Genomic DNA, 12,271 nt, shown 5'->3' with positions numbered 1-12,271 from the left:
TCTAAAAAGAAGAATTGTTTCCTAGAATGGATGTATTTTTGAATCCTAAAATTGATTGCTATGACTAAAATTATCGAGACCCACGCTATTTCCAAACGTTACGTCATGGGCGAAGAAGTAATCGACGCTTTAAAGGACGTAACTATCACCGTAAATAAAGGGGAATATGTGGCTTTTATGGGTCCGTCTGGTTCTGGTAAATCAACCTTAATGAACATTGTAGGCTGCTTAGATACGCCTAGTACGGGAAAATACATCCTGAATGGACAAGATGTATCTGAGATGTCAGAAAATGAATTAGCCTCCGTTAGAAACAAGGAAATAGGTTTTGTTTTCCAAACCTTTAACCTACTTCCCCGCCAATCCGCTTTAGAAAACGTAGCCTTGCCTTTAATCTATGCCGGCTATTCGAAAAAAGAACGTACAGAGATTGCCATGAAAACCTTAAAAGGGGTGGGATTAGATAACCGCGCCTTGCATAAGCCGAACGAGCTGTCAGGTGGCCAAAGACAGCGTGTAGCCGTGGCGCGCGCCCTAGTCAATGAACCATCGATCTTATTAGCCGATGAGCCTACGGGTAATTTGGATACGAAGACATCTTATGAAATTATGGATCTATTCGATCAATTGCATAAAAAAGGCAATACCATCGTCATGGTTACCCACGAAGACGATATTGCCCAGTATGCCCACCGTATCATTCGGTTGCGCGATGGTGTCGTTGAATCCGACACGATTAACCACAACGTCAGAAAGATAGAAAAAATCTAAATCTTAATTCGATCTGTTCCGTAGGGTGCGCGTTGCTCTCTGCGTAACCACATGTTTGCCTCCGCGTCATTAACGAAGTGTTCCTTCTTAGGATCCCATTGCAATTTGCGTGGTATCTTCATCGAAACGTGCGTGATTAAACAGACCGAACAAGCGCGGTGCCCAATCTCGATAGGAGAAATAGGTTCTTTGCGTGATTCGATACAATCTAGCCAGTTGCCGTGTTGGTCTGCTGAGTTATATAGGTGAATCTCCTTTTCGCCAATCACCGATTCTAAAATTTTCGGATCAGAGGCATCAATCGCTTTCGCTCTCACCTTAGAGGTAGGGTCAGAAGGCGTAGCGGCATAATCTCCGCGAGAAACAAAAATCCACCCTTCGGTTCCTTCGTATCTAATTCCATTTTGATACCCACCAGAAGTATACATCGTAATGCCATTAGCATATTCTGCTTTGGACATAAAATCACCGTGCACATTCCACAAACCTGATTTAGGGAATTCCGCGACTGCTTCCACCGAGATAGGACCCGTATATTCGGTGTCCATGCCCCAAGCGGCAGAATCATAGTGATGTTGGCCCCAGCCGGTAATCATACCAGCACCAAATTGCTCCATGCGTAACCAGCCCGGTCGGTCATACCCTACTTGAGGATGGACTCCAATCTCCGTGTAAGGCATTTCAGGGGTGGAACCTAGCCACATATCATAATTGAATCCTTTCGGAATAGGCATAGCTGGAGCTGGAGGTCCGGAAGGATCGCCAGGTAAACCCACCTTCACGGTATGCAATTTTCCAATGCGTCCATTGCGCACTAATTCAGCGGCCTTGCGGAACTGAGAAGAGGAGCGTTGCTGGGTACCCACTTGTAAAATGCGGCCCGTTTTCTTGATGATTTCCGCTAATTGACGCCCCTCGTGAATGGTAAGGGAGGTGGGTTTTTGGAGGTAAATATCTTTGCCAGCTAAGGCCGCTTCCATCGCTGGTTGTGCATGCCAAAAATCCGGGGTACTGATCATCACTGCGTCAATGTCTTTGTTTAAAAGCATCTCTCGGTAATCATCGTACATTTTCACATCGATGTAATTCGCCTGACCCGTTTTCTTCGTATAATATTCTTCCACTAATTGCTTAGTCTCCTCGGTACGGTGGCGATCTAAATCACAAACCGCCATAATCCTGGCCTTTTCGAATTTCCAAGTACTTGGCAAATCATGCGTACGGGCGATCCGGCCGCAGCCTATTTGGGCAATATTAATCTTGTTACTCGGGGCATCTTTGCCCCCTAATACGTTCGCTGGAACAATGGTGGGAAAACCCCAAGTACCTACTGCTCCCAAAGCAAAGTTTTGAACAAATTTCCTTCTTTTCATTATTTCAGGGTTATTTTAGTGGCTTTCGCCTGTGCTTTCAATGCTAGTTCTGTGGCTAAGAAACAATGCTCCTGCGTCATCGCCGTATCTGTACGATTCACCACATCATCCACTACCTTTTGTCCATGAGTTAATTCGACATTTTTGCAATCCACGTACAAGGTTTCCTTATTATTCACCACGTATAAATGACTTCCTTGTCCATGTGGCGAGGCAATATCGGTATTCTTGCGAATTTCCATAAAGCCTTCCGTTCCTAAAATAGTCAGACGGCCATCGCCCCAGGTATTTAATCCATTCGGTGTAAACCAGTCAACCCGGATATAACCAGAGCCTCCATTTCCTTGCAGCATCAAATCTCCAAAATCCTCGAATTGCGGGTATTGTGGATAGGTATAATTCGCGACTTGAGAAGCGACCACCTTTGCGTCTTTGGATTGAGTAAAATGCAAGAATTGATCTACTTGGTGAGATCCGATATCGCAGATGATACCGCCATAATATTGTTTATCAAAGAACCAGGCTGGGCGGGCATTCAAACTGATTCGGTGAGGGCCGGTTCCAATGGTTTGAATCACTTTGCCAATCATTCCTGTGGCCACTAATTCACTCGCTTTCTCCGTCGCTTTGTTCTCGAAACGTTCGCTATAGGAGATGGAGTAGATCCGTTTGGTGGCTTTTTGGACTTTACGAACCTCAGCTAATTGTGCTAAACTCGTAATGCCTGGCTTATCTACCATATAATCCTTTCCGTGCTGCATCGCGCGAATGCCTAATGGCGCGCGCTCTACCGGGATGATGGAACTTACTATTAATTGAATCGAAGAATCCTCCAGAATTTCATTTTCAGAGGCAGCTTGCTTTACGCCTGGGAATTTAGCGGCAAAGTCTTTAGCTAAATCCGCTTCCTTTGCATAAAAAGCAACCATTTCCCCGCCACCTTTAATGATGGAGGACGACATACTATAAATATGGGCGTGGTTAATTCCGATAACTCCGAACTTGATACGAGGAGCGATGATACGTTCCTGCAGAGCGGGCGCAAATGACGAAGTGGCATCTTTAAAAGAAGAGGGCAAAAAGGCCATTCCTCCTAGCATACTAGCGTTGTGCAGGAATTCGCGGCGATTAGGCGCGTTAGATTTCATGTTTTTAGGTTTATTTCACCTACAAAAGTAAAAATCTATCTCAGACTACTGCCCTGAACGCATAAAAAAAAGCTGCTCATTTCTGAACAGCTTCCTTATTATATAAAAAATTTCAAACCTATTTTTTCCTTTCTTTAACACGAGCTGCTTTTCCTTGCTTACCACGCATGTAGTATAGACGTGCACGACGTACTTTACCACGACGTAATACTTCAATTTTGTCCACGTTTGGTGACAAGATTGGGAAAATACGCTCAACACCGATACCGTTAGAAATCTTACGTACGGTGAATGATTCACCAGCACCAGAGTTTTTACGTTGGATTACTAAACCTTGGAAAACCTGAACACGTTCTTTGTTACCTTCACGAATCTTCACGTGTACGTTAACCGTGTCACCAGCTGCGAATTCTGGATGCTCTCCTCTGCGTGCTGCGTTTTCTTGCTCTACGAATTTAATTAATTCACTCATCTGTAAATTGTATTTTGGATGATTATCAGCGCTTAGCGGCCCACTTGTGCATAAGATCGTCTGATTCGGGTTGCAAAGATAGGAAAAATATTTCTTTCCAAAAACAATTGCCTACTTTTTACCTTTAATTGATTGAACAAAATCAACTATGTCAGCACTAAGATCTTTCGCTGTGGCAATCATCTTGACGAAAGCACTACCAATAATTGCCCCAGACGCATGCTGAGAGGCTTTCGCAAAGCTAGCGTGATCCGAAATACCAAAACCAATTAAGCGGGGATTCTGTAAATTCATGGCCGCAATTCGTTCGAAATACACTTCTTGATCAGCCGATATACCGGTTTTTGCGCCAGTCGTACTCGCTGACGAAACCATATAAATGAATCCATTGGAAATCGAATCGATGTGACGAATACGCTCATCCGTCGTTTGCGGGGTAATTAAAAAGATATTAAACAGGCCGTTCGCTTCGAAAATTGCTTTGTACTCTCGCTCGTATTCCGCCATAGGCAAATCCGGAAGAATTAATCCATCAATACCTATCGCGGCACATTTGGCACAGAATGCCTCCACCCCATATTGTAAAACCGGATTGATATAGCCCATTAAAAGAACAGGAACTGTGATCGTTTTGCGCATATCGGCTAATTGCGTAAATAAATGTGCCACACTCATTCCTTGCTCTAAAGCCGCTTGATTTGATTGCTGAATCGTTTCCCCATCTGCTACTGGATCCGAATAAGGCATTCCGATTTCGATAATATCTACGCCTCCCGTTTGCAAAGCAGTTAAGACAGTCATCGTATCCTTGAAATGAGGAAAGCCCGCTGTGGTATAGACATTCAAAATAGGCTCAGACGCCTTGGAAAAAAGGGCAGAAATTCGATTCATCTTAGTCATTTAATTTTAAATGGTTTTGGTAGGTTGCTAAATCCTTATCTCCTCTACCTGAGAGGTTTACCACTACGATCTCATTCGGTTTAGCTTGTAATTTTTCGAATACGGCTAAAGCATGCGCCGTCTCTAAAGCCGGAATAATACCCTCTAACTGGGAGCATTCTACGGCAGCGACTAAAGCCTCCTCATCCGTGATACCAAAATATTTTCCGCGACCCGATTCGAATAAATGCGCGTGCATAGGCCCAATTCCTGGGTAATCTAATCCCGCCGAAATCGAATAGGGTTCGATCACTTGACCATCTTCCGTCTGCATTAACAAACTCTTACTCCCGTGTAATACACCCGATTTTCCTAAGGACGTAGTAGCGGCAGAATGACCTGAATTCACTCCTTTACCTGCTGCCTCAGCGGCAATTAATGCCGTGCGAGGTTCATCCAAGAAGTGGTAAAAAGCCCCTGCTGCATTCGATCCACCACCCACGCAAGCAATCACGTAATCGGGGTAATCTCTACCTTCTTTTTCTAGTAATTGGCTACGAATTTCCTCCGAAATCACGGATTGAAAGCGAGCCACCATGTCTGGATATGGATGTGGACCTACCACCGAACCGATGATATAATGCGTATCTACTGGGTGATTAATCCAATGGCGCATCGCCTCGTTCGTCGCATCTTTTAAGGTTTGTGAACCAGATTTTGCGGCCACCACTTGAGCGCCTAGCATCCGCATACGCGCCACGTTCGGGGCTTGTCTTTCGATGTCGATGGCACCCATGTACACGATACATTCCATGCCCATCAAGGCACAAACCGTTGCTGTCGCCACGCCGTGTTGACCGGCGCCCGTTTCTGCAACGATTTTATTTTTACCTAGGCGCTTAGCTACTAAGATTTGGCCTACCGTATTATTTACTTTATGTGCCCCCGTGTGACACAAATCTTCGCGTTTTAAATAGATATTCGTGTTGTATTTTGCAGACAAACGCTCCGCCTTAAATAAAGGCGTAGGTCGACCCACAAAATCCTTCAACAAGGCATCGTACTCCGCCTGAAAGACCGGATCCGCTATGATATCTAAATAACGGGAACGTAACTCTTCCACGTTCGGGTACAACATTTCAGGAATAAAGGCCCCGCCAAAATTTCCGTAATACCCCTGTTCATCTACTTGAAATGACATATCTATCGTTGTTTTACTAGTTCTTTTACCTTCTCGACATCCTTTAATCCAGGACTTACTTCGAGTTTACTATTAAAGTCCAAAGCATACAAGCCTGGAAAATTCTTCACCTTCTCCACATCTTCCACTTGCAATCCTCCCGCTAAAAAATAAGGGATATTAAGCTTATAATTCACTAAAAGCGACCAGTTAAACTGCTCCCCAGTTCCCCCGATTTGCGTTCCTTTTTTCGTATCAAATAGATAGAAATCCGGTGTGTCCTGTAGGTCTAAATCGGCTGCAGAACCCACACTAATCGCCTTAATCACTTGTAATCCAGCGGAACGCAAGGCGTCTATTTCTTTTTGACCTTCTTCACCATGCAATTGCACAACGGTAAATCCAGCTTTTTTCGATAAGGTAATGATCGTATCCGTAGATTCATTCACAAACACTCCCACCGCTTTCGTTTTCTGGGGTAAAGTAGGAATCACAAAATCCGCGCCTACATAACGGGGCGATTTAGGTGCCCAAATAAATCCCATAAAGTCAGGCCCACAAGCCGCCACTTCTTGAATGTTACTTAAGTCCCGCATGCCACATACTTTCCAGCGCATCATTCCTACCGTATAAATTTGCTTAAGGCTTTTCCCGGATTATCGGTCTTCATAAAGCTTTCGCCTATCAAGAAGCCGCGGTATCCGTAAGCTTTCAATTCAGTAATAATCTCAGGTCCAGAGATACAACTCTCGGATACCTTCACAAATTGACCAGGTATTTTATCTGCCAAAACCATCGAAGCTTCCACGTTTTGCTCAGAGAAATTCTTCAAGTTGCGGTTATTTACTCCGACCACAGAAATAAAATCCCCCAGCGAACGATCTAATTCTTCTTGATCGTGTACTTCGAGCAAGGTCTCCATACCTAAGGAACGCGCTAACGTGCCTAATGTTTTGATTTCAGCGGGACTTAATGCGGCCGCAATTAATAATATCACATCTGCACCCATCGATTTCGCCTCGATGATTTGGTATTCATCGATCATGAAATCCTTACGCAAAATGGGCGTATTCGGATTCGTACGTCTGGCTAAATCGAAATCAGCATAGGTTCCCCCAAAATACACTTCATCTGTCAAGACCGATAAACAAGCCGCTCCCGCCTCCACATAGCCTCTAGTCACCACATCCACTCCCAAGCGATCGTTAATGATGCCTTTCGAGGGTGATTGACGCTTAAATTCAGCAATGACTCCCGTGGAAGCTGGCTGAATCAAGGACATCGACAAGGAGTGACAAGCACGCGCGAAAAATCCTTGTTTTTCGAGCTGAGCGGTCGTGGTGCGCGCTTTGCAAGCGGCCACTTCCTGTCTTTTAGTGGATATAATTTGGTCTAATATGCTCATCTTAATCCATTATAAATTTCTTGAAGGCCTGGAACGCGCGACCGCTTTCTAGGGACTCCTTCGCTAAGGCTATTCCTTCCACTAAAGTTTCAGTCTTTCCTGCCACGAATAAACCCGCTCCAGCATTCGCTAAAACGGCTTGCGTCTGAGCTGGCGTGCCTTCGCGCTGTAATATTTTATATAACATATCTGCAGAAGCCTCCACGGTAGAACCGCCAAATAACGCTGATTGAGCTACCACCTCACAGCCAATATCGCTTGGATTGTAAATGGACTTACCGGAAGAAGTCGTTAAGCGGAAGGCAGAAGTGAGGGAAATTTCGTCATAGCCATCTTCGGCGTAAACAATCCCGTACTGTTTGCCAGAACCTTCGAAATAACCTTCGTACAAGGCAAAGGCCTCTGGTGAATAGACGCCAGAGATTTGCTTGGTGACTTTGGCGGGATTTAATAAAGGTCCCAGTAGGTTAAAGAAGGTCTTCATCCCTAATTCCTTGCGTATAGGACCTACAAAACGCATCGCTGGGTGGAAAAGTGGTGCGTGCAAGAAGCACATCCCAGAAGTTTCCATCTTACGCTTTAGAATTTTAGGATCATTATTAAATTTCAAACCTAAGAACTCTAAAACGGTGGATGATCCTACCGAAGAGGAAACACCGTGGTTCCCGTGTTTGGCGATTTTTTGGCCGGCACCTACAATGATGAAAGAAGACGTCGTCGAAATGTTAAAGGTATCTTTTCCATCCCCTCCTGTTCCGCACACATCCATGGCGTCGAACTCAGATAAATCGACTGTAACCGCTAAATCTAACATCGCCGAAACGAATCCTTTTAATTCATCTACTTGAATCGGATTGAACCAATAGGACGATAAAAATGCAGCGATTTGGCTGGGATTAATCTCCCCTTGCCCAATGCGCAGCATGATTTCTCTCGCTTCATTCTCCGTTAATGCCTCTCCCGCAACCCGACTATTTAATATATTCTTCATTTCTTATTTCATCCAATTTTTGATCATTTGCAATCCATGTTGCGTTAAAAACGCTTCCGGGTGGAATTGCACCCCGCGCACATCGTATTTCGAATGCGCCTCCGCTAAAACAAATCCTTTATCATCTTGCGCCGTGATTTTTAAATCGCTTGGCATGCTCGAAGGAATCACCGTCCACGAATGGTAACGGCATACTTCGAAGCGAGATGGAATATCTAAAAATAGGCGTTCGGTCGGATCTATCACCACACATTCGGTGGTCACTCCGTGCAAAACCTCGCCCATATTATTTAGCTGAGACCCAAAAGCCTCCGCAATCGCCTGATGACCCAGGCAGACGCCTAGAATTTTTTTGGTCGACTTATATTCCTTCAACAAATCCATCATAATCCCTGCTTCCGAAGGAATCCCAGGACCCGGCGACAACAGGATTTGATCGTATTTGCCTACTTCCTCTAGGGAAATTTTATCATTGCGAAACACGTCCACCTCTGCGCCTAATTCCTTTAACAGGTAGACCAAATTGTAAACAAATGAATCGTAATTATCTAGTACTAATACTTTCATGTCCTTAAGCTAAATTTTCTGCCACCTCTAATGCTTTACGCAAAGCGGCAAGTTTAAGTTGAATTTCTTGCATCTCACTTTCCACCACGGACTTAGCAACTACGCCCATGCCCGCTTGGAAAAACAAGGTGTCTCCCTTACTTAAAAACGTACGAATCGCGATGGCATGATTAAAATTGCCCTCGAAATCCATAAAACCGATCGCTCCACCGTAAATAGCTCTGTTAGTAGGCTCTAAACGGTTGATGATCGTCATTGCATTGTGTTTAGGCGCACCACTTAAGGTTCCCGCTGGGAACGTATCGGCCACCATTTGCAAAGGATTAACGCCCTTTTGCAAATGCCCCGTTACTTTAGAAACTAAGTGAATCACATGTGAAAAGAATTGTACCTCTTTAAAGGTCTCCACTTTCACATTATCTGCCGAACGACTTAAGTCATTACGCGCTAAATCCACTAACATCACGTGTTCTGCCGATTCTTTCGGATCTGCGATTAAAGCCTGCGCTAATTCTGCATCCCGCGCATCATCCCCTGAACGTCTAAACGTTCCGGCAATTGGATGAATCTCTGCAACCGATCCTTGAATCTTGATTTGTTTTTCTGGAGATGCCCCAAAAATCCGGTATTCCTCGTAGTCAAAATAGAATAAATAGGGTGATGGATTCACCGAACGAAGCGCCCGATAGACCTGAAAATCATCCCCTTGGAATTTTTGAGCGAAGCGTCTGGAGGGAACTATTTGGAAAACATCCCCTCGTAAACAGTGTTTAATACAGGTATTTACGATTTCGCGCGTTTGATCTTCCGTTAAATTACTCACCTCTTCCCCCTGACGAGCAAAGGACGCTGTCGCATAATGCGGCATGTCTAAAAGAAAGGTAATCGTGTCAAAGGAAGGCTCGGAGCCATCGTAGCTGTGCGCATAGAGGCTCATTTGGTTATTAAAATGATTCACCGCCACCACATAACGGTACACATAATACCGGATGGAAGGGATTTCTGATTCGGGATTTTTCGCCTGAATATCGATATCCTCGAAATAGGTGACCGCATCATAGGAGATATGGCCAAAAAGCCCGTTCGCCATCGGCGAATCGCCTTTTTCTTTGATAAAATCAAAACGATCCGCAAAGCTTTTTAAGGCTGCAACCGCATCGTGGCGATTTGCCAAGGTGAAATTCTCCTGCGTTCCGTCGGGGAAAGTTTGGGTGACTTTCGAATCCGTTAATTCGAAACGAGCAATCGGATCAAAGGCAATATGTGAAAAGCCATGCTCCTTACCATGGTAATCCGCCGATTCGAGGATAACCGAATTCTTATAGTTTTTTCGAATCTTCAAAAAGATCCCGATTGGCGTCAGTGTATCTGCCAAAAGTGTTTTCCGTGAAGTTCTTATTTTTATACTAGACATGTTTCAAAGGGCAAAATTAATAAAAAAAGGCTTACTGTGGAACAGCAAGCCTTTAGTAAACATATCATGTACACACAGCGAAACTGTTCAGGGATTATTATCCTTGCCACCAGTTTTTGTTGTATGTTGCTTTTGTCATTGTGTTGTTATTTGATACAAATGTAGAGTGAAATCCGTAAAATCAAAATTTTAACCGATCAAATCCCATAAATTTCCATATAAATCCTCGAATACGAGCACTTTACCATACTCTTCTTCGCTCGGACCCCGCACAATCGTAATGCCTTGCGCTATCAAATTCGCATGATCTTTATCAAAATCATCCGTATGCAAGAACAGAAACACGCGTCCTCCCGTTTGATTCCCCACCCTTGATTTTTGCTCGTCTGTCGCGGCTTTGGCTAAAAGCAATTGACAAGAACCTTCGCCAGACGGCTGCACTAGTACCCAACGCTTCACATCACTCAAAACCGTATCTTCTACTAGTGTAAAACCTAGTTTCTCCGTATACCAAGCGATGGCTTCGTCATAATCGGCTACTACGAGGGCGAGGTGCATTAAACGGTGGGTCATAGTCTTTAGTCCGAAGGGAACGAGTCCGAAGTCCGGAGGGGTTTAAGTCCGAAGGGAACGAGTCCGAAGTCCGGAGGGGTTTAGTTTAGTTTAGTTTATATTTTAGTTTTCGTCGCGGCCTACGAAGTTAAACGGTGAGATTAGCTTCAATTCTGCCTTAATTGTGTCAGAAACGGCTAGGCCGTCGATAAATGCGTGGAAAACCGACTGGTCGATTTTGCCGTGGTGACGTGTCAAATCTTTCAATGCCTCATAAGGCTTAGGGAAAGCTTCTCTGCGCAATACGGTTTGTATTGCCTCCGCGATCACCACCCAATTATCTTCTAAATCCTGCTGGATTTTGCTATTATTCAATTCTAATTTACCTAAGCCTCGTTGTAAGGAATTCAAAGAAATCAATACGTGTGCTAATGGCGTTCCCACATTACGTAAGACCGTCGAATCCGTTAAATCCCGTTGCAAACGAGAAATCGGAAGCTTTGCGGACAAGAATTCGAAGAACGCATTCGCCATGGCTAAATTTCCTTCTGCATTTTCAAAATCGATCGGGTTCACCTTGTGTGGCATCGCCGACGAACCGATTTCTCCTGCTTTGATCTTCTGCTTAAAATAGCCCATTGAAACATATTGCCAAATATCTCTTGACAAATCAATCAAGATGGTATCTAAACGCTTCAAGCCATCGAAATAGGCCGCTAAATTATCGTAATGCTCGATTTGAGTCGTGTATTGACTACGCTTGATGCCTAAATCTGCATGTAATTTTGCCGCAAATTGTGGCCAATTAATGACTGGAAAGGCTACCTGGTGTGCATTGAAATTACCCGTCGCTCCACCGAATTTACCGGTGAAGGGTACTTGTGCTAAAAGGTCTAACTGGCGATTTAAACGCTCTGCAAACACCTTAATTTCCTTACCTAAACGCGTAGGGGATGCTGGCTGACCGTGGGTATGCGCTAAAAGTGGAATCTCTTTCCATTCAGTTGCATAAGCCTCTAAAGTAGCTACAACTGCCTGATAAGCCGGCAAAATTACCTCGCGATGCGCCTCTGCTAACGAAAGAGGAATCGCTGTATTATTAATATCTTGAGACGTTAGGCCAAAGTGAATAAACTCCACAAATGGGCTCATATCGCCTGGAAGGGCTAACATTCGGTCTTTGATAAAATACTCTACCGCCTTCACATCGTGGTTTGTTACCTTCTCCGTATCCTTAATCCAGGTAGCATCCGCCTCCGTAAAGTTTGTATACATCGAACGCAATGTGGCATAATGTTCCTTAGGGAATCCTTTTAAGGGGGCCAAAGGAATCTCGCACAAAGCAATAAAGTATTCGATTTCAACGCGCACACGGTATTGAATCAGTCCAAATTCAGAAAAATAAGGAGCCAGTGCGGCGGTTTGTTTACGGTAGCGACCATCAACCGGTGATATGGCAGTCAATAAATTTAATTCCATGCTATCTTATCAAAGCACAAAGGTACAACAATTTAAAAAT

Annotated in this window: 13 protein-coding genes; 1 reads left to right on the top strand and 12 read right to left on the bottom strand. The window is 44.3% G+C overall.

Annotation, left to right across the window (positions count from 1 at the left end; translation table 11 throughout):
• Positions 1–60 precede the first annotated feature (60 nt).
• Complete coding sequence (locus ACST14_RS05420) at positions 61–771, top strand: ABC transporter ATP-binding protein (protein WP_459461379.1); 711 nt, start codon at positions 61–63, stop codon at positions 769–771.
• Here the strand turns inward: ACST14_RS05420 and ACST14_RS05415 are convergent.
• From ACST14_RS05415 to purB, 12 genes are all read right to left on the bottom strand, one after another.
• Positions 768–2,144 (bottom strand): Gfo/Idh/MocA family protein, encoded by a 1,377-nt coding sequence (locus ACST14_RS05415; RefSeq protein WP_459461377.1) that lies wholly within the window; start codon positions 2,142–2,144, stop codon positions 768–770. The genes ACST14_RS05420 and ACST14_RS05415 overlap by 4 nt on opposite strands.
• Complete coding sequence (locus ACST14_RS05410; protein WP_459461375.1) at positions 2,144–3,292, bottom strand: Gfo/Idh/MocA family protein; 1,149 nt, start codon at positions 3,290–3,292, stop codon at positions 2,144–2,146. Before ACST14_RS05410 ends, ACST14_RS05415 begins: the two co-directional genes overlap by 1 nt.
• 118 nt (positions 3,293–3,410) lie before the next feature.
• Complete coding sequence (gene rplS / locus ACST14_RS05405; protein WP_459461372.1) at positions 3,411–3,764, bottom strand: 50S ribosomal protein L19; 354 nt, start codon at positions 3,762–3,764, stop codon at positions 3,411–3,413.
• A gap of 111 nt (positions 3,765–3,875) precedes the next feature.
• Positions 3,876–4,655 (bottom strand): tryptophan synthase subunit alpha, encoded by a 780-nt coding sequence (gene trpA, locus ACST14_RS05400; protein ID WP_459461370.1) that lies wholly within the window; start codon positions 4,653–4,655, stop codon positions 3,876–3,878.
• 1 nt (position 4,656) lies between these two features.
• Positions 4,657–5,844 carry a tryptophan synthase subunit beta gene (gene trpB, locus ACST14_RS05395; RefSeq protein ID WP_459461368.1) on the bottom strand — a complete coding sequence of 396 codons (1,188 nt, stop codon included), beginning with the start codon at positions 5,842–5,844 and terminating at the stop codon, positions 4,657–4,659.
• Between the two features lie 2 nt (positions 5,845–5,846).
• A complete protein-coding gene (locus ACST14_RS05390; protein WP_459461366.1) occupies positions 5,847–6,443 on the bottom strand; it encodes a phosphoribosylanthranilate isomerase in 597 nt (198 codons plus the stop codon).
• A gap of 2 nt (positions 6,444–6,445) precedes the next feature.
• The gene (locus tag ACST14_RS05385; protein ID WP_459461364.1) at positions 6,446–7,228 is read right to left on the bottom strand and encodes an indole-3-glycerol phosphate synthase TrpC; all 783 of its coding nucleotides are present in this window, start codon (positions 7,226–7,228) and stop codon (positions 6,446–6,448) included.
• Position 7,229: 1 nt separating this feature from the next.
• Positions 7,230–8,219 (bottom strand): anthranilate phosphoribosyltransferase, encoded by a 990-nt coding sequence (gene trpD, locus ACST14_RS05380; RefSeq protein ID WP_459461362.1) that lies wholly within the window; start codon positions 8,217–8,219, stop codon positions 7,230–7,232.
• 3 nt (positions 8,220–8,222) lie between these two features.
• Positions 8,223–8,786 (bottom strand): anthranilate synthase component II, encoded by a 564-nt coding sequence (locus ACST14_RS05375; protein WP_459461360.1) that lies wholly within the window; start codon positions 8,784–8,786, stop codon positions 8,223–8,225.
• Positions 8,787–8,790: 4 nt separating this feature from the next.
• On the bottom strand, positions 8,791–10,200 hold the full coding sequence (locus tag ACST14_RS05370; RefSeq protein WP_459461358.1) for an anthranilate synthase component I family protein: 1,410 nt from the start codon (positions 10,198–10,200) through the stop codon (positions 8,791–8,793).
• A gap of 189 nt (positions 10,201–10,389) precedes the next feature.
• Entirely contained in the window at positions 10,390–10,773 is a 384-nt protein-coding gene (locus tag ACST14_RS05365) for a VOC family protein (protein ID WP_459461356.1), read from the bottom strand.
• A gap of 102 nt (positions 10,774–10,875) precedes the next feature.
• Complete coding sequence (gene purB / locus ACST14_RS05360; RefSeq protein WP_459461354.1) at positions 10,876–12,231, bottom strand: adenylosuccinate lyase; 1,356 nt, start codon at positions 12,229–12,231, stop codon at positions 10,876–10,878.
• Positions 12,232–12,271 lie beyond the last annotated feature (40 nt).

Source organism: Aquirufa sp. A-Brett2-15D (assembly GCF_054558735.1).
This window is presented reverse-complemented; position numbering and strand designations above follow the sequence as displayed.

Excerpts from the sequence above, each read along its gene's own strand:
- ACST14_RS05410 (WP_459461375.1), bottom strand. The coding sequence starts at position 3,292 with ATGAAATCTAACGCGCCTAATCGCCGCGAATTCCTGCACAACGCTAGT.
- trpB (WP_459461368.1), bottom strand. The coding sequence starts at position 5,844 with ATGTCATTTCAAGTAGATGAACAGGGGTATTACGGAAATTTTGGCGGG.
- ACST14_RS05375 (WP_459461360.1), bottom strand. The coding sequence starts at position 8,786 with ATGAAAGTATTAGTACTAGATAATTACGATTCATTTGTTTACAATTTG.
- trpA (WP_459461370.1), bottom strand. The coding sequence starts at position 4,655 with ATGAATCGAATTTCTGCCCTTTTTTCCAAGGCGTCTGAGCCTATTTTG.
- ACST14_RS05420 (WP_459461379.1), top strand. The coding sequence starts at position 61 with ATGACTAAAATTATCGAGACCCACGCTATTTCCAAACGTTACGTCATG.
- trpD (WP_459461362.1), bottom strand. The coding sequence starts at position 8,219 with ATGAAGAATATATTAAATAGTCGGGTTGCGGGAGAGGCATTAACGGAG.
- purB (WP_459461354.1), bottom strand. The coding sequence starts at position 12,231 with ATGGAATTAAATTTATTGACTGCCATATCACCGGTTGATGGTCGCTAC.
- ACST14_RS05385 (WP_459461364.1), bottom strand. The coding sequence starts at position 7,228 with ATGAGCATATTAGACCAAATTATATCCACTAAAAGACAGGAAGTGGCC.
- ACST14_RS05390 (WP_459461366.1), bottom strand. The coding sequence starts at position 6,443 with ATGATGCGCTGGAAAGTATGTGGCATGCGGGACTTAAGTAACATTCAA.
- ACST14_RS05370 (WP_459461358.1), bottom strand. The coding sequence starts at position 10,200 with ATGTCTAGTATAAAAATAAGAACTTCACGGAAAACACTTTTGGCAGAT.
- ACST14_RS05415 (WP_459461377.1), bottom strand. The coding sequence starts at position 2,144 with ATGAAAAGAAGGAAATTTGTTCAAAACTTTGCTTTGGGAGCAGTAGGT.
- ACST14_RS05365 (WP_459461356.1), bottom strand. The coding sequence starts at position 10,773 with ATGACCCACCGTTTAATGCACCTCGCCCTCGTAGTAGCCGATTATGAC.
- rplS (WP_459461372.1), bottom strand. The coding sequence starts at position 3,764 with ATGAGTGAATTAATTAAATTCGTAGAGCAAGAAAACGCAGCACGCAGA.